Annotated in this window: 25 protein-coding genes and 1 riboswitch; of the genes, 6 read left to right on the forward strand and 19 right to left on the reverse strand. The window is 36.9% G+C overall.

The features are described 5' to 3' along the window. Positions 1–25: 25 nt before the first annotated feature. Both rluF and SNE38_RS09805 read left to right on the forward strand, forming a co-directional pair. Entirely contained in the window at positions 26–727 is a 702-nt protein-coding gene (rluF, locus tag SNE38_RS09800) for a 23S rRNA pseudouridine(2604) synthase RluF (RefSeq protein ID WP_191704123.1), read from the forward strand. A 57-nt stretch (positions 728–784) separates the two neighbouring features. After that, the gene (locus SNE38_RS09805; protein ID WP_263618327.1) at positions 785–907 is read left to right on the forward strand and encodes a DUF6904 family protein; all 123 of its coding nucleotides are present in this window, start codon (positions 785–787) and stop codon (positions 905–907) included. 64 nt (positions 908–971) lie between these two features. Here the strand turns inward: SNE38_RS09805 and SNE38_RS09810 are convergent, their stop codons facing one another. From SNE38_RS09810 to SNE38_RS09845, 8 genes are all read right to left on the reverse strand, one after another. Further along, entirely contained in the window at positions 972–1,679 is a 708-nt protein-coding gene (locus SNE38_RS09810; RefSeq protein ID WP_191704124.1) for an ABC transporter ATP-binding protein, read from the reverse strand. Position 1,680: 1 nt separating this feature from the next. Then, complete coding sequence (locus SNE38_RS09815; protein ID WP_191704125.1) at positions 1,681–2,457, reverse strand: ABC transporter ATP-binding protein; 777 nt, start codon at positions 2,455–2,457, stop codon at positions 1,681–1,683. Continuing rightward, positions 2,454–3,392 (reverse strand): branched-chain amino acid ABC transporter permease, encoded by a 939-nt coding sequence (locus tag SNE38_RS09820; RefSeq protein WP_336046421.1) that lies wholly within the window; start codon positions 3,390–3,392, stop codon positions 2,454–2,456. Before SNE38_RS09820 ends, SNE38_RS09815 begins: the two co-directional genes overlap by 4 nt. Positions 3,393–3,401: 9 nt before the next feature. Beyond that, positions 3,402–4,277, reverse strand: a complete 876-nt coding sequence (locus tag SNE38_RS09825) for a branched-chain amino acid ABC transporter permease (RefSeq protein WP_191704127.1) — start codon at positions 4,275–4,277, stop codon at positions 3,402–3,404. Positions 4,278–4,358: 81 nt separating this feature from the next. Then, positions 4,359–5,579 carry an ABC transporter substrate-binding protein gene (locus SNE38_RS09830; protein ID WP_191704128.1) on the reverse strand — a complete coding sequence of 407 codons (1,221 nt, stop codon included), beginning with the start codon at positions 5,577–5,579 and terminating at the stop codon, positions 4,359–4,361. Positions 5,580–5,819: 240 nt separating this feature from the next. After that, a complete protein-coding gene (locus SNE38_RS09835) occupies positions 5,820–6,422 on the reverse strand; it encodes a class I SAM-dependent methyltransferase (protein WP_191704129.1) in 603 nt (200 codons plus the stop codon). A gap of 63 nt (positions 6,423–6,485) precedes the next feature. Beyond that, positions 6,486–6,965, reverse strand: coding sequence for a methylated-DNA--[protein]-cysteine S-methyltransferase (locus SNE38_RS09840; protein WP_191704130.1), 480 nt, complete (start codon positions 6,963–6,965; stop codon positions 6,486–6,488). A gap of 101 nt (positions 6,966–7,066) precedes the next feature. Beyond that, positions 7,067–8,572 carry a malate:quinone oxidoreductase gene (locus SNE38_RS09845; protein ID WP_336046443.1) on the reverse strand — a complete coding sequence of 502 codons (1,506 nt, stop codon included), beginning with the start codon at positions 8,570–8,572 and terminating at the stop codon, positions 7,067–7,069. 484 nt (positions 8,573–9,056) lie between these two features. On the opposite strand from SNE38_RS09845, the gene SNE38_RS09850 reads away from it, so the two are divergent. Beyond that, positions 9,057–9,905 carry a DegV family protein gene (locus SNE38_RS09850; protein ID WP_191704132.1) on the forward strand — a complete coding sequence of 283 codons (849 nt, stop codon included), beginning with the start codon at positions 9,057–9,059 and terminating at the stop codon, positions 9,903–9,905. Positions 9,906–9,954: 49 nt separating this feature from the next. On the opposite strand, the gene SNE38_RS09855 is transcribed toward SNE38_RS09850, so the two are convergent. Beyond that, positions 9,955–10,200 (reverse strand): hypothetical protein, encoded by a 246-nt coding sequence (locus SNE38_RS09855; RefSeq protein ID WP_191704133.1) that lies wholly within the window; start codon positions 10,198–10,200, stop codon positions 9,955–9,957. A 101-nt stretch (positions 10,201–10,301) separates the two neighbouring features. Between SNE38_RS09855 and SNE38_RS09860 the strand changes: the two genes are divergently transcribed. Beyond that, complete coding sequence (locus tag SNE38_RS09860) at positions 10,302–11,045, forward strand: DUF2268 domain-containing protein (protein WP_336046422.1); 744 nt, start codon at positions 10,302–10,304, stop codon at positions 11,043–11,045. A 29-nt stretch (positions 11,046–11,074) separates the two neighbouring features. Here the strand turns inward: SNE38_RS09860 and SNE38_RS09865 are convergent, their stop codons facing one another. From SNE38_RS09865 to SNE38_RS09900, 8 genes are all read right to left on the reverse strand, one after another. Continuing rightward, on the reverse strand, positions 11,075–11,716 hold the full coding sequence (locus SNE38_RS09865; protein ID WP_191704135.1) for a peptidylprolyl isomerase: 642 nt from the start codon (positions 11,714–11,716) through the stop codon (positions 11,075–11,077). Positions 11,717–11,862: 146 nt separating this feature from the next. Continuing rightward, on the reverse strand, positions 11,863–13,002 hold the full coding sequence (locus SNE38_RS09870; protein WP_191704136.1) for a zinc-dependent alcohol dehydrogenase: 1,140 nt from the start codon (positions 13,000–13,002) through the stop codon (positions 11,863–11,865). A gap of 157 nt (positions 13,003–13,159) precedes the next feature. Further along, positions 13,160–13,675 (reverse strand): isoprenylcysteine carboxyl methyltransferase family protein, encoded by a 516-nt coding sequence (locus tag SNE38_RS09875; protein ID WP_404829022.1) that lies wholly within the window; start codon positions 13,673–13,675, stop codon positions 13,160–13,162. A 1-nt stretch (position 13,676) separates the two neighbouring features. Further along, entirely contained in the window at positions 13,677–14,759 is a 1,083-nt protein-coding gene (locus SNE38_RS09880) for a type III polyketide synthase (RefSeq protein WP_191704196.1), read from the reverse strand. Positions 14,760–14,947: 188 nt separating this feature from the next. After that, positions 14,948–15,283 (reverse strand): CotD family spore coat protein, encoded by a 336-nt coding sequence (locus SNE38_RS09885; RefSeq protein ID WP_225223793.1) that lies wholly within the window; start codon positions 15,281–15,283, stop codon positions 14,948–14,950. A 164-nt stretch (positions 15,284–15,447) separates the two neighbouring features. After that, positions 15,448–16,179 carry an HAD family hydrolase gene (locus tag SNE38_RS09890; protein WP_336046423.1) on the reverse strand — a complete coding sequence of 244 codons (732 nt, stop codon included), beginning with the start codon at positions 16,177–16,179 and terminating at the stop codon, positions 15,448–15,450. Further along, positions 16,157–17,368: a glycosyltransferase gene (locus tag SNE38_RS09895; protein WP_191704139.1), complete on the reverse strand. Its 1,212-nt coding sequence runs from the start codon at positions 17,366–17,368 to the stop codon at positions 16,157–16,159. Before SNE38_RS09895 ends, SNE38_RS09890 begins: the two co-directional genes overlap by 23 nt. Positions 17,369–17,862: 494 nt before the next feature. Next, on the reverse strand, positions 17,863–18,285 hold the full coding sequence (locus tag SNE38_RS09900; RefSeq protein ID WP_191704140.1) for an organic hydroperoxide resistance protein: 423 nt from the start codon (positions 18,283–18,285) through the stop codon (positions 17,863–17,865). Between the two features lie 233 nt (positions 18,286–18,518). On the opposite strand from SNE38_RS09900, the gene SNE38_RS09905 reads away from it, so the two are divergent. Continuing rightward, positions 18,519–19,103 carry a hypothetical protein gene (locus SNE38_RS09905; protein WP_191704141.1) on the forward strand — a complete coding sequence of 195 codons (585 nt, stop codon included), beginning with the start codon at positions 18,519–18,521 and terminating at the stop codon, positions 19,101–19,103. Positions 19,104–19,234: 131 nt separating this feature from the next. On the opposite strand, the gene queE is transcribed toward SNE38_RS09905, so the two are convergent. Both queE and queD read right to left on the reverse strand, forming a co-directional pair. Beyond that, the gene (queE, locus tag SNE38_RS09910) at positions 19,235–19,963 is read right to left on the reverse strand and encodes a 7-carboxy-7-deazaguanine synthase QueE (RefSeq protein WP_336046424.1); all 729 of its coding nucleotides are present in this window, start codon (positions 19,961–19,963) and stop codon (positions 19,235–19,237) included. Continuing rightward, the gene (gene queD, locus SNE38_RS09915; protein WP_336046425.1) at positions 19,956–20,429 is read right to left on the reverse strand and encodes a 6-carboxytetrahydropterin synthase QueD; all 474 of its coding nucleotides are present in this window, start codon (positions 20,427–20,429) and stop codon (positions 19,956–19,958) included. Before queD ends, queE begins: the two co-directional genes overlap by 8 nt. A 125-nt stretch (positions 20,430–20,554) precedes the next feature. Continuing rightward, positions 20,555–20,601, reverse strand: a riboswitch (PreQ1 riboswitch). A gap of 568 nt (positions 20,602–21,169) precedes the next feature. On the opposite strand from queD, the gene SNE38_RS09920 reads away from it, so the two are divergent. Further along, complete coding sequence (locus SNE38_RS09920; protein ID WP_336046426.1) at positions 21,170–25,048, forward strand: S8 family serine peptidase; 3,879 nt, start codon at positions 21,170–21,172, stop codon at positions 25,046–25,048. Positions 25,049–25,087: the final 39 nt, after the last annotated feature.

The following is a 25,087-nucleotide window of genomic DNA, read 5'->3' on the forward strand; positions in this document are numbered from 1 at the left end:
TATTCTATTAGTAGGTGAAAAAATTATGCGTATAAATAAATATTTAGCAGAAACTGGCATCGTATCTCGTCGCGGTGCAGATAAATGGGTAGAAGATGGACGGGTAATGATTAATGGCGTCATTGCAACAAATGGCAGCCAAGTAGAACCAGGTGACGAAGTATTTGTAGATGGCAAACTTGTAAAAAGAGAAGAGCAGTTAGTGTATATCGTTCTAAACAAGCCTGTTGGAATTACAAGTACTACGGAAAAACATATTCAAGGCAATGTCGTGGATTTTGTAAACCATCCATTGCGTATTTTCCATATTGGCCGTTTAGACAAAGACTCTGAAGGATTGCTCCTTCTTACAAACGATGGTGACATTGTAAACGAAATTTTACGAGCAGAAAATCACCATGAAAAGGAGTATGTCGTACAAGTCGATAAACCGATTACCGACAAATTCATCCACGACATGAGTGCAGGTGTGGAAATTTTGGATACCACGACATTACCTTGCCGTGTTGAAAAGGTTTCTTCGCAAGTGTTCAAAATCATTTTGGAGCAAGGTTTAAACCGCCAAATCCGTCGTATGTGCTCGGCACTTGGCTATTCTGTCCAAAGACTTCAGCGCATTCGCATCATGAATATTCATATCGGTAATTTGAAGGTTGGACAATGGCGAGATCTCTCAGAAAAAGAAAAAAATGAACTATTTAAGTTACTAGATTATACACCAAAATAATAAGTAATCCTCTCCCTTAACCGGGAGAGTTGCTTACTTGGCATGGGGAGCATCGTTATGCTAACAATACAGCCAACTGAGAATTTAACAGGATTAACGGTAAGTGGTGACTATTGGGATTTGGATGATTTAATCCATGCAATTTATGAAGTCGTCGGGTTTGGTAACAATAGTTTATAGATCTATACATAAAGAAGGCTATGTTAAAAGTATTTTTGACTTTTAACATAGCCTTCTTCAATTTTTATAATCCACCTAAATAAGCGGCTCTTACTTCATCACTTTCCTGCAGTTCCTTTGCTGATCCTGCCAGTACGATTTTACCTGTTTCCAAAACATAGGCGCGATGTGCAACGGATAATGCCATATTCGCATTTTGCTCCACTAGTAAAACAGTAACCCCTTCTTTATTAACCATCTCGATAATATTAAATATGTTTTTTACCATTAGTGGTGCCAAGCCCATTGAAGGTTCATCCATAATGATTAGCTTTGGCTTAGCCATTAAAGCGCGCCCCATCGCAAGCATTTGCTGCTCTCCACCTGAAAGTGTTCCTGAAAGCTGTTTGCGTCGTTCTAAAAGGCGAGGAAACAACTCAAAGACATGGGCCATATCCTTTTTAATCCCGTCACGATCCGATCTTAAATAAGCCCCTAGCTCTAGATTCTCCTCCACTGACATATTGGAAAATACACGTCTTCCTTCAGGTACATGGGAAATTCCTGATTTCACAATAGATTGCGCCGGCTTTCCGTCAATTGCAGATCCTAAATATTCGATTGATCCACGCTTTGGCTTTAGTAATCCAGAAATCGTTTTAAGTAATGTGCTTTTCCCTGCCCCATTCGCACCAATTAATGTAACAATTTCACCTTTATTTACTTCGATGGAGATTCCTTTCAATGCCTGAATATTACCATAAAACACATCAATATCATTAATTTTTAGCATATTATTCTGTAACCTCCTCACCTAAGTAAGCTTCAATTACTTTCGGGTTTGAACGAATTTCTGCAGGTGTCCCGCTTGCAATTAATTGACCGTGATCAAGCACGTAAATACGTTCACAAATACCCATAACCAAGTTCATATCATGCTCGATTAATAAAATTGTTAAATCAAATTCCTTGCGGATGAACGCAATAAGCTCCATTAAATCATGTGTTTCCTTTGCATTCATCCCGGCTGCTGGCTCATCCAACAATAGTAGCTTTGGAGCTGCTGCCAATGCACGAGCAATTTCCAAACGACGTTGCATCCCGTACGGCAAGTTTTTTGCAAGCTCATCACGGTAAACATCCAGTCCGAATATTTTTAAAAAGGCTAAAGATTCCTTTTCCATTTTTTCTTCGCCATTAAAATGACTTGGTAAGCGAAAAATGCTTGAAATTAAGTTGTGCTTCGCTAAACCGTGGTTTGCCACCTTTACGTTATCCAGGACGGTTAACTCTTTGAATAGACGAATGTTTTGGAATGTACGGCTAATTCCTTGACGCGTTACTTTATAAGGATCAAGACCGCCAATGGATTTGCCATCAAACATAATTTTTCCTTCTGTAGGCGTATAAACACCGGTTAGCATATTAAATGTTGTTGTCTTACCTGCTCCATTTGGACCTATAAGGCCTATTAATTCGCCTTGATTCATATACAGTTCGACGTTTTGTACAGCCTTTAATCCTCCAAATTGAATACCCAAATTTTCAACCATTAGAAGTGCACTGCTCATACGCGTGTACCTCCTTTTTTACCAAACTTAAAGTATGCTGTGATTTCTTTTGAACCTAGTAATCCAGTCGGACGATATAGCATAACTAAAATGAGAATTAATGAATAAATTATCATTCGTGTTTCCGGGAATTCCTGTAAATATGTTGAAACGATTGTCAATAAAATTGCTGCAATCACGGATCCGGATAAACTTCCTAATCCCCCTAAAACAACGAATATTAAAATATCAAAGGATTTTAAAAATCCAAATGCAGTTGGCTGAATTATATAGTAGTTATGGGCATAAATTGCACCCGCAACTCCGGCAAAGAATGAGCCCATTGCAAATGCAACTACTTTGTAATAGGTCGTGTTAATGCCCATTGCATCAGCAGCAATTTCATCTTCACGTATGGATATACATGCGCGGCCATGTCGGGAATTCGTAAAGTTGGAAATAACTAATATAGTGATGAATACTCCAAAGAATGCATATGTCCATGTTGATTGGTGGGTCACTTGCAAACCTGCAGCTCCCCCTACATAGTCTGTATTAACAAATACAATTCGAATAATTTCTGCAAACCCAAGTGTTGCAATTGCTAAGTAGTCCCCTTTTAAACGAAGAGAAGGAATACCTACCAATAGTCCAGCAAGGGCGGCAACAATTGCACCAATTAAAATCGCTGTAATAAATGGCATGCCAAACTTCATCGTGCAAATTGCCGATATGTAAGCTCCAACTGCTAAAAAACCTGCATGCCCTATCGAAAACTGACCTGTAACTCCGATTATGACATGTAAACTGACTGCTAAAATAATATTAATACACATTGCAATAAACATATTTTGATAGTAATTCTGAATAACACCATTTGAGATTAATAATTGAACAACTGCATAAATAACAAGTGCTAGGACGGCATAACCCCAAAAGATTTTTGATTTTTTCATGCTGTTCACCTACACTTTCTCGCGTGTATTTTTACCGAAAATACCCGCTGGACGTAATATTAGAATTAAAATAAGGATGACGAATGCTGCTGCATCTCGCCATAAAGAATAGCCTAGTGCAGAAACAACGGTTTCTACCACTCCAAGAACGAGACCGCCTACCATCGCGCCCGGAATAATTCCTATACCACCTAAAACGGCTGCTATAAATGCCTTGATACCCGGCATAATTCCCATTAATGGGTCGATACGAGTATAGTAAATACCAAAAATTACACCGGCTGCTCCTGCTAAAGCAGAGCCAATTGCGAATGTTGCAGAAATTGTATTGTCAACGTTAATACCCATTAAGCGGGCTGCATCAGCGTCATGTGATACTGCGCGCATCGCTTTTCCGATTTTTGTTTTGTGAACAATGAATTGTAGAAGAAGCATTAAAAAGATCGATACAGATAAAATGAAAATGGCTAGTGTACTAATTTGAACACCGAAAATTTCTATGTTCTTTGTTGTAAACACTGTTGGATATGCCTCAGGAGATGAACCACGGAAGAAAATCACTGTATATTCGATTAACAGCGATACCCCAATGGCTGTTATAAGTGCTGCTATACGTGTTGCATTTCGCAGTCGCTTATAGGCGACACGCTCAATAATTACTCCGATAACTGCACATAAAATCATTGCTAAAATAAGAGCTAAAAATACATTCATTTCCCAACGTGCAATAGCATAAAAACCGATAAATGCACCTAGCATGAAAACGTCACCATGGGCAAAGTTGATTAATTTAATAATCCCATAAACCATTGTATAGCCTAGAGCGATGAGCGCATAAATACTACCTAGCGAAATCCCGTTCACTAATTGTTGAATCCACTCCATAAAGTTCACTTCCTTTTCAACTATTAACTATGAAAATACGAAAAGGGGAGGCAAGTTCCGCCCCCCCTTACTTGAAAAAAATTAAGGATTAACTTTAGAGTTGAACTGTTGTTTGCCGTCTACGAATTCTAGAACTGTTGCTGATTTTACAGGGTTGTGGTTTTCGTCAACTGTGAAAGTACCTGTTACTAAGCTTAAATCCTTTGTTGATGCTAGCTGTTTTTGAATTGCTTCACTCGTAACATCTCCGTCTACACGTTTAATAGCATCTACGATAAAGTAAATTGAATCATATCCTAAAGCGTGGAATGCGTTAGGCGCCTGACTATATTTATCATTGAAGGCTTTAACGAAATCCTGGATTTTCGCATCTGGATCTTCAGATGAGTAGTGATTTGTAATGAAAGTATTATTTAAAGCATCTGCTCCGGCTAATTCAATTAATTTCGGAGAATCCCAACCGTCAGCGCCCATTAACGGTACTGTAATACCTGCTTCACGCGCTTGCTTAACGATTATTCCAACCTCTTCGTAATATCCTGGAATGAAGATGAAATCAGGATTTTTCCCTTTAATATTCGTTAATTGCGATTTGAAATCGACATCTTTTGCAACATATGCTTCTTCAGTAACAACTGTACCGCCGTTAGCTGTAATTGTTTCTTTAAATGATGCAGCCAAACCTTTCGCATAATCAGATGCATTATCTGCGAAAATCGCTACATTTTTAGCACCTAATTCATTTGTCGCAAAGTTTGCTGCTACTGTACCTTGGAATGGGTCGATGAAACATGTACGGAATGCATATTCATTTACTGTTCCGTCATCATTCACTGTTACATTCGGAGCTGTACCAGACCCCGTAACCATCGGAACTTTATGGTTATTTGCAATTTGAACTGTTGCAACAGAGTTACCTGAAGTTGCAGGCGCTAACATTGCCACTACTTTTTCCTGTTCTGCTAGCTTTATCGCCGCAGAAGTTGCCTCGGCTGTTTCCGACTTATTGTCGATTGGAATATATTCAATTTGCTTGCCATCAATACCACCTGCTGCATTGATTTCATCAATCGCTAATTTCGCTCCATCATTAATTGATGACCCATAAGAACCAACCGCACCGGATAATTCTAAGTTTGCACCAATTTTTATAGTGTCCCCTGCTGTATTGCCACTTCCTTTTGACCCAGAACCAGAACCTGATCCAGAATCATCAGTCCCACATCCAGCTAAAATCCCAGTTAATAGTGCTGTTGCCATGAATAATGACCCGTATTTTTTTGTTTTGTTGTGTTTTGCCATTATTATTTCCCCCTTAGTAAACTTGAAATATTTGATATTTCTGATAATTATACTCAATCTTCCAAGTTCCTACAATCTTATTTTTAAATATTCAGAATAGAATAAGTTGCAATAAAAAATACATTTATTCCAACTTCTGTATTGTATACGATACTAAATTATTAGTCTAGTATGATTTTTCTGTATATTTTGTATATTTAGAGTACATAGAAAACTATGCATTATAGAAAAAAACCGTCATTATTCGTTTATTCGAAAAACGACGATTCGTTCATTTTCATTTTTTTCATAACGGAGTTTTATATTTAAATAACATTCCAGCATTTTTTCTTCTACTAAAAAATGCATATAGTCGGGGGAAGGATAGTATAAGATTATGTCAATAGTTCGTGGGTATAGTTCAAATGACTCAAAAAGAAGATTTATAAACTCGCGAAAAACATGAATGGAAAATGGATTGAAAAAGAAAAATACATTATCATGCTTTTTAATTTCATAGGTTTCTGCAATGATGTTCAAAAATTGAATAGGCGCTTTCTTCTTTTTGATTTTCCTCAAGTATTGTTCGGCATTGTGTTCTGCTTCAGCAAAAAATTTCTGATCCATTTCAATCCCTATAACAGGAATACGAAAACGATCATATATATAAATCGGAACGCGGCCTTTCCCACATCCGATATCAAGAAATCGTGTACTCGGTGGCATTTCATACTTTTCAAATAATTGTTCAAGTCCACTATACGGGGTAGGTTCATAGCGATGATATTTCGCTAGCTTTGGAAAACCATATTGAAAGCCTACTGTTTGAATATTTAGTAACTTATCATATTGTTGCTCGTTCATTCATTCACCTCGTATCTTCATACAATCTTTACGTATTTACGTTAATTATATCGATATATTTTATTACGATAAAATCAGTTGATGTTTCAATTCATGATTCAGCAACCATTCTTTACGCCATAAACCGCCTGCATACCCTGTCAGTTTGCCATTTGCTCCTATAATTCTATGGCAAGGAACGATAATGCATATTCTATTTCTACTATTGGTCATACCGACAGCACGTACCGCTTTTTCATTTTCTATTAGCTGAGCGATTTCTTTATACGAAGCAGTTTGACCGTATTGTACATTTTTTAATGCTTCCCATACGGAAACTTGAAAAGCTGTACCTTCAAGTTTATAAAGTACAGAAAACTCTAGACGATGCCCATTAAAATATTCATCTAGCTCTTTATAGCAATTGAGTAACAGTGCAGGTGTAACATTCGTTTGTAAAAATTGAATTTCTTCGCGATCTGCAAATAATACCGATGAAATAAAGTATTCTGTTCCGACAATCTCAATAACCCCTATTGGTGAAGCAAAATCCAACTTATACATAGTATTCCTCCTCTTCCCCTATATATTTACTATAGCGCAATTGCTCCATTGAAAAAAGAACCTTTAATCCGACAATGATTAAAGGTTCTTTCTATTAAAAACTATGCTTTTTGTAAACCTAGTGCCTTAGTTGTTGTTTCGTGTACTTCTTTAAGAAGTGCTGTATTTTCAACAAGGTTTTCGCCATAAGAAGGAATCATTTCCTTGATCTTAGGCTCCCAAGATTTTAATTCTTGTGGGAAACATTGTTTGATTACTTTTAACATTACAGATACTGCTGTAGAAGCACCTGGAGATGCACCAAGTAATGCTGCAATTGATCCGTCGTGTGCAGTTACAACCTCAGTACCGAATTGTAAAGTACCTTTACCAGCGTCTGTGTCTTTAATAACTTGTACACGTTGACCTGCTACACTGATCTCCCAGTCTTCTGATTTTGCAGTAGGTATGAATTGACGTAATTCATTCATACGAGCTTCTTTTGAAAGAACTAATTGAGAAACTAAATATTTGCTTAACGCCATCTCTTTTGCACCACAAGCAAGTAATGTCAATAAGTTATGCGGTTTAATAGAAGCAAATAAGTCCATATTTGAACCTGTTTTCAAGAATTTCGGAGAGAAGCCTGCAAACGGTCCAAATAACAATGACTTTTGACCATCGATATAGCGAGTATCTAAGTGAGGTACTGACATCGGTGGTGCACCAACTGCTGCTTTACCGTATACTTTTGCATGGTGTTGGTTAATAATTTCTTCATTTGTACAAACTAGGAATAAACCTGAAATTGGGAATCCACCGATGTGTTTTGATTCAGGAATGCCAGACTTTTGCAGTAACTCTAGGCTACCACCACCAGCTCCTAAGAACACAAATTTTGCCGTATGGTATTCTACTTTACCACTTTCCTTGTCATGAACCTTTACTTCCCAAGAACCATCTTTTAAACGTTTTACGTCAGTAACATTATGATTGTAGTTTACATCTACATCTTGTTTTTGTAAGTTTGCGATTAAAGTACGAGTTAATGCACCAAAGTTTACGTCAGTTCCAGAGTCAATTTTAGTTGCAGCGATTGGCTCATTTGATTTACGCTCATTCATAATTAATGGAATCCATTGTTTCAGTGTTTCAGGATCATCAGAGAACTCCATACCTTCGAATAATGGATTAGCAGTCATTGCTGCATGACGCTTTTTAAGATACTCTACATTGCTAGCACCTTGTACCATACTCATATGTGGTAATGGCATAATGAAGTTTTCTGGTTTTTCGATTTGCTTTGTGTTAACTAGATGAGACCAGAATTGTAGTGAATCCTGGAATTGTGTGTTAACGTTAATAGCTTTTGTAATATCGATTGTTCCGTCTTTTTTCTCGCTTGTATAGTTAAGCTCACATAAAGCTGCATGCCCAGTTCCGGCATTGTTTAATTCGTGAGAGCTCTCCTCACCCGCTTTTGCTAAATTTTCAAAAACTTTGATTTTCCAATCCGGAGCCAATTCTTTAAGCATTGTACCTAAAGTTGCACTCATAATTCCGGCACCAATTAAGATAACGTCTGATTTTATATGCTGGTTACTCATTTTTACCTTCCCTTTATATATATTAAGATTTTTAGAATAATGTAAGCGCTCTAATTTACTATCGACAATCTAAAAAAGGAAGCGTGTCCATTCATTCTAGATCTGTTATTACCTTATTGTAGTGTAACACAATTGCGAAAAGATTAAAATATATACAGATTGCTGTAAGTACGCATGTGAAAAGGTTGACATTTGCGAGAAAAGTTTAAGCATTTTTAAGCAATTTCCGTATTATAGGAAGATAAATTATTTTTATTTTCTAACAATTACAGCGTGTTTTTTCAATATTTTTAAGTTATATTTATTAAGAATGTTCTTTTCCTTCTATTGTATACTCATAAATCCATTATAAATAATAAGAATATTTTGTGAGAATGTTAATCATCATTCTTTGCATATAATAGGGAAATAGGATAAATATTATAAGCAAGACATGACAAATATAAATAGTTCATTACAGAAATTCAAGTTAAAATTAGATTTGAATGAGATTAGGGGGATGTTTATGAAAATTTTTGCAGATAGTGGATCAGACTTATCAAAATCTTTTTTTGATAATGAAGATGTTCATCTTTTCCCACTACGCGTATTAGTAAGAGGCGTTGAGTATGATGATATTATTGGCATTTCGACAGACCAAGTATACGCTGCCATTGGTGAAGGTGAACAACCAAAAACATCACAAGTTTCATTGGAAGTTTTTTTAAACACATTTGAACAATTAGCAAAATCAGGAGAAGAAGGTATCTATTTAGCCTTTTCATCTGAGTTGTCTGGTACATGCCAAACAGCCATACTCGCAAAAAACCAGGTAATGGAAAATTATCCTGATTTGAAATTGGCTATTATTGATACAAAGTGTGCTTCCTTCGGCTTAGGTTTAGTTGTAAAAGAGGCAGTTCGATTAAATAAATTGGGCATGGAATTTGAAGAAGCTGTAGATCAACTAACAGCAATGGCGAATTCAATGGAGCATTTGTTTACTGTTGGGGATTTAAATTATTTGGCAAAAGGTGGACGTGTTTCGAAATCAAGTGCTTTTATGGGTGGGTTACTAAATATTAAACCGATTCTAAATATGGAAGATGGCAAACTTATTCCTCTTGAGAAAACACGTGGCTTTAAAAAAGCTACTCAACGAATGATTGCACTGATGAAAGAACGCGGTGGCGACTTTACAAATAAAGTAGTGGGTATTTCCCATAGTAATGATGAAGAATTAATGCTTGAAGTAAAAGCTGCCATTCAAGATGCACTACAACCAAAGGCAATTGAAACGACAACAATCGGTGCTGTAATTGGTGCACATGTTGGTCGTGGCACTATCGCCATTTTCTTTACAGATAACAAATAAAATACAGTAAGAAAGCTGTCTGGAAATTAATCCAAGACAGCTTTTTCCCTTATATGAAGAATAGTCCCGCTAGCGCAATACCAGTAATTGCTCCTAATGCAATACCATAGCCAAAGCCGGCGCCACCAAAGCCCCAAAAACCTATACCATACCCATTATTGTCCGGCATAAGCCAAACTTGCCGATTATCAACCTTTGTAATCCGGCCAACATGTGTATTTCCGCAATTATCGTTTATTCTTACCCGTTTCCCCTGATATTGACAGCATAAATTATATGCATCTCGTGGATTCATCGTTGTACCTCCCTTCCATACTTTTTTCTACTATATGTTTAAGCTTTAAGCACATACGAGCCTATCGTCTAAGTCATATACTAAAGAAAAGGGAGGAAATCATGCCAATTCTCGATACAAAACTGTTATTTGAAAAAAATGATCAGCGTGAACAACTTGCCTATCACTCTGTACAGTCCATCTTTCCTCAGCAGTCACCCGAGGCTGTTCAATATGAGCTGTTACAACAAGGATTGCTTCAAAATGGTGAATTGCCCTTAACATTAGATGTTTGGCAAATCACTGAGAGGTTGCTTGAACAACTTATGCAGGCATGGGATGGACCGGATGTGCCCATCGCTATTTTGCCTATTAAAAATGGCTTTGTAAAAAATGGCGTCGCCTATCCATTCGGTATTTGTTTATTTATTTCATCACGGGTCACGATAAAGGAACTGCATGCCCTATTTGCCCATGAGTATCATCATATTTGTAGGCGACGCTTCATTACGGAACCTCCCACATTGCTTGATTCGGTAATTCTGGAAGGTTTAGCGGAGCATGCAGTTGAAAGTTTATTTGGAGAGTACGCTATAAGTTCATGGACGAAGCGGTACTCTATGGTAGAAGCAATTAGCTACTGGAACTCCTACTTTACCCCTGCACTGCATATACGGGGATTACATGAACATAGAGCTTATTTGTTTGGAGATATGACTTTAAATTTACCGCCTTGGGTTGGCTATTGTATAGGTTATAGAATTGTGGAAGCCTTTCAAAAAAACAAGGGATTTCACGATATAAATCAACTACTAACATTACCCTCTGAATACCTAATAGCTGGGGCTGAATTTAAAAAGAAGTAACCGACTAAAATTAATCGGTTACTTCATTGCTATTTTTGTACAACTGGCTCTGGATAATCAAAACCTTTTGTATCTACTTCTACAGTTTTCATTTTTTGATCTTCTATAGGTTTATCGCTACCATCCCGCTCGACTGCAACGATTTTATCGATAACTTCCATTCCTTCAATAACCTCACCGAATGAAGCATAATCGCCATCTAAATGGGATGCTGGCTCTACCATGATAAAAAACTGGGAACCTGCTGAATCCGGCTGGTTTGTTCGCGCCATTGATAAAACACCACGGTCATGAGTCAGTGTATTTTCAAAGCCATTTGATGAAAATTCCCCTTTAATTGAATAGTCGGGACCTCCCATACCTGTTCCGTCTGGGTCTCCACCTTGTACCATAAATCCTGGAATAACACGGTGAAAAATTAACCCATCATAAAAGCCGTTCTCTACTAGAGAAATAAAGTTGGCCACTGTATTTGGGGCAACTTTCGGCTCTAATTCAATGACGATTTTTTCGTCATTTTCCATCGTAATCGTCACGATCGGATTTTCTGTTATAGCAGCTGTGTAGTCTTCCGCGCTTCCTTGCTCGGTATTATCTGTTGTTTCAGTACCACAAGCAGTTAAAACCAACATTATACTAGCCATAAAAAGCATCCAATAAAACTTCTTCATTAAAAACTCACTCCTCTTCCAATATAATTCCATCATACTATGGAAGCGTGATAAAGAGCACTGAATCTTATAGAGTTTTTATATAAAAATCACCTAATCATTGCTATAGCAATGATTAGGTGATTCATAAATTATAAAGCTATTTATTACGGTTTTAATATAAACTTAATGCTTTGATCTTCATGATCGTGGAACTTTTTATAGGCATCACTTGCTTCAGATAATGGCACTTTATGCGTGATAATCTCTGTTGGATCAATCTTTCCTTCAGCAACCATTTCATACAGCATTGGACTATAGTGTATTGCTGGTGCTTGACCCATTTTCACTGTTACATTGCGTTCAAATATATTGCCTAATGGGAACATGTTGTACTTTGAACCATATACACCTGTCAGCTGAATTGTACCAAACTTTCGAACAGCTTTTATACCCACATCAATCGCACTTAGTGTCCCACCCTGCAATTTCAGTTTTTGCTGTGCCTTCTCTACCAACGACATTTTACCGTCCATTCCTACACAGTCTATTACCACATCTGCTCCTCCATGTGTTATTTCATGAAGGTGATTACCAACATCATCAAAATCATCAAAGTTAAATATTTCAACATTATTTGTTCGTTTTGCATGGTCTAGACGATATGAAAGAGGATCTACTACTAACACTCGTTTAGCACCTTTCATCCAGGCAAACTTTTGCACCATTAAACCAATTGGTCCTGAACCTAATACAATGACTGTATCGCCCTTTTTCACTCCTGAATGCTCTACACTCCAATAGGCAGTAGGCAATACATCCGATATAAATAGGAGTGCCTCATCCTCTAACTCACAGTTATCTGGTACTTTAAATGGTATGAAGTTCCCGTATGGTACACGCAGGTATTCCGCCTGTCCACCTGGGAAATTGCCGTAACGCTCTGTATATCCAAAATAGGCACCGGAGTCAATAGCCGGATTTTCATTGGCATTGTCACATTGGCTTTCCAACTGATTTTGGCAGTAGAAGCATTCGCCGCAAGCAACATTAAAAGGAATAACGACTCGATCTCCTTTTTTAACTTTCGTCACATCAGGTCCGACTTCTTCCACGATTCCCATAGGTTCATGTCCAATAACAAAATCCTCTCGTGCCGGAACAGCGCCGCGATAAATATGGAGATCTGACCCGCAAATTGCCGTTGAGGTAATACGTACAATAATGTCATCTGGCTTTTCAATTTTTGCATCCGGAACTTCTTTTACTTCTACTTTTTTGGCACCTTGATATGTTACTGCTTTCAAAAAGATCCCTCCTGCTGGATAAAGTATTAGAATTAAACTTCAACAAAGTCATTCTGTAAGTTATTTACCCTGATGTAAAAAAATTATACATAAAAATAAAAATACACTAATTCAAAAGAGAATTAGTACTTGATTGTTAGCGCTTTTTAAATTAGGTTTAACGACTACCATAGTCTGTTACTTCTTTTAAAGCTTTTTCCTCTAATGGAATACGAATGGAGAGAATGATTAAATTTAAAATAGTAAAACAGATTGCTGTAAAATACGCTTGAAACATGAGTGGTATTACAGCAATTTCTAGGCAGACAACTAGGTAATTGGGATGTCGAATATAGGAATAGGGTCCTTTAACAACAACGTTTGCTCCTGGTAATATTATAATTTTTGTATTCCAAAATGGTCCTAGAGAAGCTAAACACCATACTCTTAGTAGTTGTAATAACAAAAAGATGAACAATAAAATATAATGTGGTGTAAGTTGTCCATTAAAGTATATTACCTCTACAATAAGGCTTATGAAGAAACTCACATGGAGTAAAATCATGAATGGATAATGGGAAGCACCAACCTCATATGCCCCCTTCGCCAGCATCGACTTTTCATTTCTTTTGGCTATAAGCAGTTCTACTAATCTTTGTATAATAATAAAAGCTAGTACTAAATAAAAAAACAGTTTACTCCCTCCATTCTAATAAAACTACTTCTCCACTAAAGCCAGGACCTAAAGCTACTAAGAGACCAAGTGTGTTTTGCTTATTTTTCTTTAGCATATATTCCTCTAACACATAAAGTACCGTTGGTGATGACATGTTTCCATTTGCCTGTAATATTTCACGTGAAACATTTGTATGCTCTGATGTGAGCTGAAGTGCTTCTTCATATGCTTGTAACACTTTTTTCCCACCAGGATGTGCAACAAAATTAACTATTTGCTCGGGTAAAACATCATGATTATTTAAAAACTCATGAATAAACGGACCAAGCCATTTTGAAATAATAACGGGTATGTTTTTGGAAAATACTACATGCAATCCACTATTTTTTACATCCCACCCCATTACATCTTCAGAATCCGGCATCCATTTGGAGCCTCGTCCAATAATATGAGGGACTGCTATATCCTGTCCAAACTCCACATTGTCCCCACATACGAGAGCACATGCAGCACCATCTGCAAATAACGATGCTCCTACTAAATTACTTTTTGAATAGTCTTCTTTTTGGAATGTGAGACTGCATAGTTCCACACATACGACGAGCACTTTGGCATTTGGATAAGCTTTGCAATAATCAAATGCTCTACTAATACCCGATGCCCCACCAGCACAACCTAAACCCCATATCGGAATTCGAACAAGTTGATTGGAAAATGGGAGGATATTCATTACCCGCGCCTCTATGCTAGGCGTAGAAATGCCTGTACTACTAATAAAGAATATGGCATCGATATCTTCAGTAGAGATATCCTCTTTTAAAAACGCCCGATTTGTTAAACATTTCTTAATTACTTCCACACTATATTCTGTAGCTAATTGAATATAAAGCTCATTACGTTCTTCAAAAGTATGTTCTTCTCGATACCAATCAGGTGGAACACAGAAATTACGCGTCTTTATTTCACCATTTTCAAAAACCTTCAATAATCGATCTAGTCTTGAAATCTTATGTTGAAAAAGCTCTTTCGTTAGTTGCTCAATATTAGATTGAGCTAAAGTGAATGGCGGTTTATATGAACTAACTGAAGCGATTTTTGGAATAATAATTTCTCCTTATATGAGTTATTTTCTTTCAATGTATTTATAAAGTGAAAAAAATATACAAAATATGGTGGAATTTATAAAACTGAAAAATAATAGCACTATCCTTAATTTGGACGGTGCTATTATATATTTTTTTCAATAAGCATTAAATGTCTATACGACATTTACTCTTGAAGCAGGTTTTATTACCAACCTCTGCGTTTTGAACAACCACAGCCACCCGGTCTAAATGGCGTTCCACACATAGTATGAGTTTCATAGCATTCATTTCTTACGGATTCCGTATGTGGGAAATAATGCTGATTATGAATATGCTGTTGGTTAACCGTTGTTAAATGGGACGGATGAACATGTGGTACCACCATATTCGATACATTTCTTTGAACATATTGTCTTGTAGGTGACATTTGTGGTGACCCAAATTGAGTTGGAGCTGTTTGAACCGGTAATTGCTGCCCATAATTTTGGAACCCTTGAACTCTTTCTTCATCAAATGATTCAAACCAGTTTCTATTAACCAATTATATCCTCCTTCCATATTGTTGATGTTTCTTTACTAACGTATGAAAGGATTCCACTCGTACCTATTTAATTGCCTATAGTTCAAAATAATTTTTTAATATAGAAGAACTACAAAACAATCTTAAATGGGTTTTTATAATAAAATAATTGTTTACTAACAAACTTATTTAATCTTCTGAGTTACTGGGTCGTAAATTTTAGTCCATACTTCCTTAACACCCGCCGCTGCATGTTCAGTAGCAAAATGGATGTGCTGTGATTCTGGCAGCTTTAAAATGGCGTCACAGGCATTTCCAACTGCAATGGCTGGATAGCCAAGTTTGAATAAACTGAGGTCATTTTCGGAGTCACCAGCTACAACAACTTTTCCTTTATATTGACACTTATTAAGTATATATGTGAGGGCAGCCCCTTTATTAATATCAGCAGGAAGGACATCAACATCTTTGTCACTACTAAACACAATGTCCACTGCCAAATTAAGCTGTTGGACAGATTTTTTAAGTATTTGAACTTGCTTACTTTCTGCGAAATAAGCAAGGCGCCAAGGTGTAACTATAGGCTGTTGGGCAATTCCAATGGAAGCGGCTATTGTTTTAACCTGTTCAAAATCATTTTGCTTAATATTGCTTGCCCAATCCTCGTCAAGCTCATATGTTGGACCAATATAAATAGAAGCCCCGACATCACATATTAAAATATCTGGCTTTGGCAGTTGTTCACGTTCAATTAAATCCAACGCGGACTGCTTATATCTTCCTGTAATATATATAAGAGATGTATTTTCCAGTGCTAACGTTTCCCACAGCTCTTTGTGGGATACTTTTTCACTAACAATTGTATTATCTAAATCTGTAGCTAAAATATGAGGTTTAAGGTAAGGATACGTAGGCATTTTTGCGTTCATACAGCTCCTTTACTTTGCGGGTAATAAGCGTCCAGTTAAATTCTCGTTTTGCATACTCCTTAGCATCTCGACGCATTTTTAATATCTGTTGAGAATTCTTTAAGAAATAGACCATGCTTTCACTTAACTTTTGCATATTGGCTTTTGGTATATGGAAGCCTGTTACTCCTGATTTAACAACGTCTTTCAGTCCACCCACATGTGTCGCAATTACAGGACAGCCACATGCCTGAGCTTCTGCTGCTACCATACCAAAAGATTCATAGTGTGACGGCATAATCGTAACTAATGCACCTCCATAAAGGCTTTTTAACTGTTTCTCGGTTTTTGGTCCAAGGAATAACACACGATCTTCCATTCCCTTTATTGCTTCTTTTAACTTTTCGTCTTTTGGACTGAAATTCTTCAAATCAACCGATTCTGGACTGCCACCTGCAATAAGCAGCTTCACATTATCTGGTATATCGTTTTTCTTTAACATATGTCTGTATGCATTTAAAAGATCAAAAATTCCTTTTGATGTTTCAAGACGCCCTGCATAAAAATAATATGGAAATGTAAATTGTTGCGTATCTTCTGATGCCGCTAAATAAACCGGTGATACTCCAACCGGCACGACAGATACTTCGCTTACATGTTTTGTGAAAACTTCAATTTGTTTTTTCTCGTTCGGAGTTGTGGCGAGGACAACATCGGCTTTTTGCATAATTATCTTTTCAAAATGCTTGCGCTTTTGATCATTAAAACCTGTACCTTGCTCTTTTGCAATTGCAAGTGAGTGATTTGTGTGGCACCAGTAGAAAGAATATTCTTTTTGAAGATAATATGCGAGCACACCGGACAACCAGTAATGAGTATGAACAACGTCATAGCTACTTATATCTAATGTCTCTGTCATTTCTTCATAAATGCTAGGGAGTAAGGCAAACATCTGTTGCTTATCCACGAAGCCCTTTTGGCCTCCAGCAAATCTGTACACTTTACTACGCTCACCTAACTGCTCAACAGCCGGCTTTTGTTCATTGCTCCAATGAGTAACAATATCTACACTGTACCCAAGCTCGTCAAGCTGCAATGCTAAATGTTTCACATAATTATTCTGTCCGCCTGCCTGTTTACTTCCAAGCGGAATTAAAGGATCGCCATGATCAGAAATAAATAGTATTTTTTGCTTCAAATGAATCGCATCCTTTCGTTCTTAAGCAGCAAATCAGAGCTGTAATACTTACTGCTGTCTTGCTGTTATTCAATGAAATGACGGTTATTTTTCATAAGAATACTGTTTTTAGCTAAGCTAGTTTGTAATTTCTTTAAGCTTCGCTTGATTCCTACTTTTGTACAAAAGTTTCCTAACTCTATCTAGCAAGTACACTAATAGATTATGGTTTTTACCTTTTAAACATCTTTTCCATAACTAAAAAAGCGCTCCTCTACTAATTAGGAACATTTGTAAGAAATTTAGAGTCGCTTATTCTATTCCCTAAATGACATATCATTAAACTAAATATTCAAACAAAAATGTTAAAAACCTAAATATTAACTTAAAATTCTTTTCTCAATAGGTTAAAAAGAACTAATTATTATAGTGACTATTATTTTTGGGTGGAGAATAAAGTTTTTGAATTCAAAAAAGCTATTCTGAGCATTTCGCCTACAGAATAGCCAATTAATTCAAATAATCTCAAGTGTTACCTCTATATTCTTTCTTGTTGCTTTTGAATAAGGACATACTTCATGTGCTTTATGCACAAGCTCTTCTAATTTTTCGCGCTCAATGCCAGTCCCCTTTACCTGTAAAACAACACCAAGCTTAAAACCTTGATCCTGCTCGTCCTTTAACAGACTGACATTAGCTGTCACTTCAGAGGTAAATTTAATACGGGCTTTACTTGCAGTTGATTGGAGAGCACTATCAAAACAAGCGGCATATCCAGCAGCAAATAATTGTTCAGGGTTTGTTGCATTTTCAATCTTCTTCGCACGGGGTGTGCCTGGCATTGCAGTATCGAATTGAACCACCCCATCATCTGATTGTACTTTACCTTCACGACCTCCTGAAGCAGTAGCAATAGCAGTAAATAATTTTTCAGACATTAACACTTCAACACCTCTCAATATTGGTTACAACCTATCTCTACCCTCTTTTTCCTTTTTAATGCATTTATTATTTTTTTATTTAAGTATTATTGAATATGCTGCAAATATTAAAAAATAGAGTGAAATACATAAGGAGCTACAGGGCGAGATAATTAAAAAGAGTAATGACTTAGTTTTGAATACATAAGGAGGGGTATCAACATAGTATTTATGGGGAGGGATAGTAAATTATGTTTGGAATATCTGACCTCATTTCACTGATTATTTCTGCGTTTATTATATTACCTGCTGTTGTATTTCTTCGGGAAATGGGCTATATAATTATAAGTTGGCTATTTGGTGTACGCGAGCCAAGAATAACAATCGGGTCTGGACCAAGAATTATTAAACTTGGGATGGTCGATATTCGTAAATACTATCATGTGTATAGCTGGTTTTCGTATGATGAGTTAAAATATGAAAATAAGTTTGCCTATATTTGTATGTATTCAGGGCCTATTTTAATCAATCTCTTCTTTGGTCTTACAATCAATTTTTTAATCGCCAATGGATGGGCTGAAGAATACAAAACATTTTGGGATCGGTTTGTTTTTTATGCTTTTTATTATGTACTATTCGATGCAGTCCCAATGATTACGTTCAACGGAAAGCCCAATAATGGAATGATTATTTATCAAATGATTCGGTATGGGAAACGTATTGATTCAGCTAAAGAGCCCTTCCTCCCAGCGACTTCAGATGTGGAGAAAGAATATCAAGAGTACATGAAGGAATCTGAGGAAATTAAAAAACAACATAAAGAAGAAAAACCATAACTAAACTAATAATAGATGTTATATAAACTAGGTCCATGCAGGCCGTTTGTTATAAATTTTAAATAATCTATAGGAAAAATAGCTTGGTGGGTGCAGCACCGCATTAACCAAGCTCTTTTTTTCTTTTAATTCTATACGCCTCTTTTATTTCCCCAGATTAGGGTATGCAGTTGCGGTAATACCTTCACATTTTTTAATTCTGTATCCATCATAACTTTATGGATTAACCTTTGATAATTTTCCAATAAACGCTTAACCAATTCAGAATTATCCTTTGAATTAATATCATCATTTCCAACCTGAAGATAAAAATTGATACTCGGAAATTGAAGATGTACTTGTTTTGCATAAGCATAATCCTCTTGATTAAAGACCACAATTTTGAGAGAAATATGCTGATTGTTGTTTCTCTCTCTAAGTTTCTCAAAAATATATGAGAGCATAGAAAAGTCGGTCGTCATGCCAGAACTTGGGGGCTTAGGTGAAATGGTTAATTCATCAATTTGATACAACCAGTCTTGCCACTTGCTTCCCTGGGTCTCCACGCCAATCTTTATATGATTCTCTTTTAAAACTCTAACAACCGATTCCAGATTACGAAGAAGGGCTGGATTTCCCCCTGAAATTGTGACGAATGAAAAGCTGTTGCCTCCAAGGCGTTTTAACTCTGACCAAATCTCTTCTGCTGTCATTTGTACGATAAGATGTTTGCCACTACCATCCCATGTAAATGATGAGTCACACCAGGAACAAGAATAATCACACCCAGCTGTGCGTACAAACATTGTCTTCTGACCTACTACCATTCCTTCCCCTTGAATCGTCGGACCAAAAATCTCTATAACAGGAACTTTATTCAAATTCCATCCACTCCCTTCTCGCTTCAGCATAGCTTGTAGGAGTTTCATATAACTTAATAAATTCTACTCGTGCCCCATTAAATGTTTGTTCATCAAGCAAGGCTTCATTCATTTTTTCAAAGATCCAGACAACAATATTTTCTGCCGTCGTGTTCATCGGTGGTAGAGTCTCGTTTAAATAGTGATGATCTAAATATACCTCTATTTTTTGTTTCCAAATCTCCTTGATGTCACCAAAATCAAGCACGAGACCACGTTCATCTGGATAACCACTTAACCCTAAGACTGCACGATATGTATGACCATGTAGGTTTTTACATTTGCCCTCATAGTTATGTAAATGATGAGCCGCATCAAAGGTAAATTCTTTACTGATGAGAACACGTTTTGAATGATACTTTAATTGATTTCTTTGAATATCTTCATCGACTTTTTGTAGTTTCTCAACAATTCTAAAGTTAGACATTTAATAAGATTCCTCCCTGAAAATTTTCCCGACAACTTTCAAGAGAGGCCTTGTCATTCATCCTATTAAAACATATGTATAAATAAAAAAAAGCCACGTCCTTTATGGACATGGCAAGTTGTCATGTATCCATAGTTTTTTATAGAGGGTATAAGCTATGAACCTCTCCCGTTCAATTCCGGGTATTCTTTTATAAGAATATAATATACAAAGTATTAGAAAATTTCAAATTTATTATTTCACTAAAAATACCCAATGTCATTTTTACTCCATACTTTCTAATAATTTATCGTACTTAAGGTATTAGCTTATCTTTCTGTTATTCCCTTCAAAAGAAACCTATGGGAAAACAAAGCAATTTTTTTGTTGATACTTATTGTAAAACCCAGATGAAAAGTTAATATATTAAAAAAGATAGCCGAGACTATATGGTAAAAGCTATACTTTTTCAATCTTAATATTACTATTTTAAAAAAATTTTAATAAAATCATATGACTTTAATACAATTACCCCTCACTTTACTCGGGTGAAGACATTCTAATTTTAATGCATAAAGTTCTACTTTTTTATTAAATTCCTAGGCAGATAGATTTAACATATTTTTGAAGAAATGATACTAATTATCAATATTTTAAAATATTTAAAATTTTCAATATTCGAATTGATTCCCTTGTGATAAATTGGGAATATCATACTAGACTGAAAAGTATGACAATTAAGAGTGAAGGGGAAATGAGATTTGAATAATTTTAAATTTACGAAGTTCTTTAGTAGTATTCTAGCTATCGTTATGGTGCTGTCTTTATTGATGCCATTCTCGAGTGCAAATGCTGAAGAACTGAAATCATTCAAGCAGAATAGTCAAAGTGAAAGTATGATTCAACTAAAGGCGGCTATTGCTGAACAGCTAAGCTTGTCTAAGGATGGTCCAACTCTTCACGAAAGCTTACAAAGTGTATCTGGCAATCAGGATATTGCAGTCATTGTTCATTTATCTGAAAAGCCTGTTGCACTAGAGCAAGGGATGAGCCAAGTTAAAGGCAAAAAATTCTCCAATGCTAGAGCAAATGAAGTTCGTTCAAATGTAAAAGCTCAGCAAGCAAAAGTAAAAAAAGAGTTAGCTATTAAAAAAGTACAGATGACTCAAGGGTATACGTTTGATACAGTTTTAAACGGTTTCGCAGCAACTATTAAAGCAAATGATCTTCCGAAACTGCTTTCAGTAGACGGAATCACACTAATTGAGCCTGATGCAACGGTTTATGCATCAGAAGATCAAAACATGAAATCATCGGAGCTTATTAAAGAAGAAACATTAGAGGCTTATATGAATACAAGTAATTCCTTCCTTGGCATCGAACAGCTATGGAACGAAGGTATTGAAGGACAAGGAGTTAAAGTAGCAGTACTAGATACAGGTATTGATGCAGATCACCCGGAATTTGCCGGAATTTATAAAGGTGGTAAAAACTTTATTCCCCACTCATCAACTTACAATAAGCCTCGTGCAGATGACGATGCATCGGAAACATTACCTTCAGAGCGCCCAGCTGGGACACCTGAATTTAATGCAAATGGTAGCTCGTTCTATACTTCTCACGGTACACATGTTGCTGGGACAATTGCAGCAATCGGAGCTAACGAATTTGGCATCAAAGGAATTGCTCCAAAAATAGACCTTTATGCTTATCGAGTTCTTGGAGCATATGGTAGTGGCGCTACATCAGGTATTGTTAAAGCTATCGAAACTGCCGTTTTAGAAGAAATGGATATTATCAATCTTTCACTTGGCGGCGGAGCTAACTCTGAAACGGATGCTGGTTCATTTGCAATTAACAACGCAATGATAGCGGGAACAATCGGAGTCATTGCAACAGGTAACTCTGGTCCAAATCGTGGAACAATGGGAACACCAGCAACTGCTCGTCTAGGGATTGCTGTTGGTAACACAACAAATCCAGAAACAATGTATAACGGAGAAGTTAATATTACAATTGGTGATTACAACTTAACAAAACAGCTTCCATTAATGGGAACAACTTTTGGTAAAGATTTAGCAACACAGCTTCAAGGTGAATTCGACCTAGTTGCGATTCCTGGAAACGGAGAAGTAAAAGATTTTGAAGGAATTGATGTAGCTGGTAAAGTAGCATTAATATCTCGTGGCAATATTGCATTCGTTGATAAAATTGCAAATGCAAAGGCCAATGGTGCAATTGCAACAATTATTCATAACTTTGCCGGTGGATCGAATGCACCGGACATCTCAGGAACTTTCCTTGGTGATTCATTCGAATTCCTACCAACTTTTGATATGTCAGTAACAGATGGTAATGCAATCCGTGCTGCATTAGCAGGCGGAACTGGAAAAGTAAGTTTTGGTAATTTTGCTTCCACAACAACATCTGGAGATGATGTAAACTCTTCAAGTTCACGCGGGCCATCTACACCGAACTTTGACATTAAACCAGATGTAACGGCGCCTGGAACAAATATTATGTCAACAATTCCGATGTACAAAGCAGATTTCCCTGATGCAGATTACGCGGAAGCATATGCTCGTAAAACAGGAACTTCTATGGCAACACCACATATTGCAGGTATTGCTGCATTAATAAAGCAAGCAAATCCTAATTGGAGCGCCTTCGATGTAAAAGTAGCGCTTTCCAATACAGCAAAAGTTTTAGATAAAACAAAATATGATGTGTTTTCTCAAGGTGCGGGACGCGTAAATGCTTATGCAGCGGCTCATCCAGAAATTCTTGCATATGCACTTGATAACGCTATTTTAGATGGCACAGGTGCTGTTGTAGAAAATCTGAAAGGTACTGTTACTTTCGGTCCTCAATCACTGAAAGACGGTAATATTTCTGTAACGAAACAAGTTTTAGTAAAAGATATTAAAGGTAATGGCGGTAATTATAATGTTTCCGTTGATGTAACGAAAACTTTCGGTGATGCAACGATTACAGTAGATCAGCCAACATTTAATTTAGCTGGTGAGCAGCTTTTAAATATTACATTAACCGCTTCACAAGCTGTGGCACCAAATGGCTCTGAAATCTTAGGTTTTATCCACATTAACGGTGGCGCTACAGAAGCTTCATTGCCATTCGCGGCTGACTTCGGCAGTGCAGCAACAACGGAAATTAAAGATTTTAAAATTACGGAAACAGACTTATCGTTTAACGGTGATGGTGTGAAAGACTCAGCAGTACTTTCATTCACATTAACTGGAGATGTAACAACGAACTATATTGAGCTTTGGGATATTATGAATCCTGAAGGCGGAGAATATGGAGACGGGTATATTGGTTATCTTCATTCAGGTACTTCACTTGGAAAAGGTTCATATACACTGAATGTTGGCGGTCAGTATAAACCATGGGGCAGTGCACCTGCAACAACGATTCCAGATGGTCTATATACAATTGATTTCACAGGTCTTGCAGCTACTGGAGTAGTTTCGGATTACGTTGGACCAATTGTCGTGAAAACAACTAAACCGGAAATTACAGGTACAGCAGCTGAAGGTATCGTTACTGGACAAGTAACAGATAAGTATATTGACTATAATGAAGAGTTATATTTATACGGATTAGATTACAACTTAAATGATAAATTAAAAGCTTCATATGTTGCGACTGTAAATGGTGAAGTACAAGCTCCGGTTTCTTTCGACTTAAATCAGGACGGTAGCTTCACATTCCCGGTAACAGCAGAAACGAACGCTGTAACAGTGGTAATTAATGATGCTGCAGGAAATGTTGGCGAAGCGATTATCTTTGAAAATGAAATCGTTGAACCGGTAAAAACACTTTCTGTTAACCCTACTCAACTAAGCTTAACAGCTGGCGAAACGGCACAGCTTACAGTAACAGAAACATCAACACCTGCTGAAGGTGATGCAACAGAAGAAGATGTAACCTCAAAAGCTACTTATGTTGTTGCAGATGAAAATGTAGCAACAGTAGTTAATGGATTAGTAACTGCAGTAGGAGAAGGTACGACAACAATTACTGCTTCATACGGTGAAAATGAAGTAACTGTAAATGTTACAGTTACAGCACCAGTTGTGGAGGTACCAGTCGTAACACTGGAAATTGACCAAACTCACGTTGAAACGAGCATCGGTAAAGAAGTGAACGTTACGATTACTGAAGTAACTACTTTAAACGGTGAAACGACAGAAAAAGATGTTACAAAGCTAGCGAATTACAAAGTTCAAAATGACAAGATTGCTACTGTAAAAGCCGGTACTGTAAAAGGTAAAGGCCAAGGTACTACATCTGTTACAGTAACTTATGGTGAACATACACTGACGTTCGATGTGACTGTTGTTAAGCCTGGCAATGGCAATGGTAACGGTAACGGTAACGGCAACGGCAATGGCAATGGCAACGGCAATGGCAATGGCAACGGCAATGGCAATGGCAACGGCAATGGCAATGGCAATGGCAACGGCAATGGCAATGGCAATGGCAATGGCAATGGCAATGGCAATGGTAATGGTAACGGCAATGGCAACGGCAATGGCAATGGCAATGGCAACAGCAACGGCAATGGCAATGGCAATGGTCCTAAGCACAATAATGAAGTTACCGAGTCTGAACTATAATTAATTTTAGTTAAACAAAAAGAGAAATTGCACAGTGCA

Origin of the sequence: Solibacillus ferritrahens, from assembly GCF_037027585.1 — a bacterium.
Lineage (GTDB): Bacteria > Bacillota > Bacilli > Bacillales_A > Planococcaceae > Solibacillus > Solibacillus ferritrahens.

What these genes read in the sequence shown, in the direction of transcription:
- SNE38_RS09835 (WP_191704129.1), bottom strand. Translation starts at nt 6,422, where the DNA reads ATGAACGAGCAACAATATGATAAGTTACTAAATATTCAAACAGTAGGC.
- rluF (WP_191704123.1), top strand. Translation starts at nt 26, where the DNA reads ATGCGTATAAATAAATATTTAGCAGAAACTGGCATCGTATCTCGTCGC.
- SNE38_RS09830 (WP_191704128.1), bottom strand. Translation starts at nt 5,579, where the DNA reads ATGGCAAAACACAACAAAACAAAAAAATACGGGTCATTATTCATGGCA.
- SNE38_RS09855 (WP_191704133.1), bottom strand. Translation starts at nt 10,200, where the DNA reads ATGAATCCACGAGATGCATATAATTTATGCTGTCAATATCAGGGGAAA.
- SNE38_RS09905 (WP_191704141.1), top strand. Translation starts at nt 18,519, where the DNA reads ATGTTTGGAATATCTGACCTCATTTCACTGATTATTTCTGCGTTTATT.
- SNE38_RS09825 (WP_191704127.1), bottom strand. Translation starts at nt 4,277, where the DNA reads ATGGAGTGGATTCAACAATTAGTGAACGGGATTTCGCTAGGTAGTATT.
- SNE38_RS09820 (WP_336046421.1), bottom strand. Translation starts at nt 3,392, where the DNA reads ATGAAAAAATCAAAAATCTTTTGGGGTTATGCCGTCCTAGCACTTGTT.
- SNE38_RS09840 (WP_191704130.1), bottom strand. Translation starts at nt 6,965, where the DNA reads ATGTATAAGTTGGATTTTGCTTCACCAATAGGGGTTATTGAGATTGTC.
- SNE38_RS09805 (WP_263618327.1), top strand. Translation starts at nt 785, where the DNA reads ATGCTAACAATACAGCCAACTGAGAATTTAACAGGATTAACGGTAAGT.
- SNE38_RS09865 (WP_191704135.1), bottom strand. Translation starts at nt 11,716, where the DNA reads ATGAAGAAGTTTTATTGGATGCTTTTTATGGCTAGTATAATGTTGGTT.
- SNE38_RS09890 (WP_336046423.1), bottom strand. Translation starts at nt 16,179, where the DNA reads ATGCCTACGTATCCTTACCTTAAACCTCATATTTTAGCTACAGATTTA.
- SNE38_RS09860 (WP_336046422.1), top strand. Translation starts at nt 10,302, where the DNA reads ATGCCAATTCTCGATACAAAACTGTTATTTGAAAAAAATGATCAGCGT.
- SNE38_RS09815 (WP_191704125.1), bottom strand. Translation starts at nt 2,457, where the DNA reads ATGAGCAGTGCACTTCTAATGGTTGAAAATTTGGGTATTCAATTTGGA.
- SNE38_RS09900 (WP_191704140.1), bottom strand. Translation starts at nt 18,285, where the DNA reads ATGTCTGAAAAATTATTTACTGCTATTGCTACTGCTTCAGGAGGTCGT.
- queD (WP_336046425.1), bottom strand. Translation starts at nt 20,429, where the DNA reads ATGTCTAACTTTAGAATTGTTGAGAAACTACAAAAAGTCGATGAAGAT.
- SNE38_RS09850 (WP_191704132.1), top strand. Translation starts at nt 9,057, where the DNA reads ATGAAAATTTTTGCAGATAGTGGATCAGACTTATCAAAATCTTTTTTT.
- SNE38_RS09810 (WP_191704124.1), bottom strand. Translation starts at nt 1,679, where the DNA reads ATGCTAAAAATTAATGATATTGATGTGTTTTATGGTAATATTCAGGCA.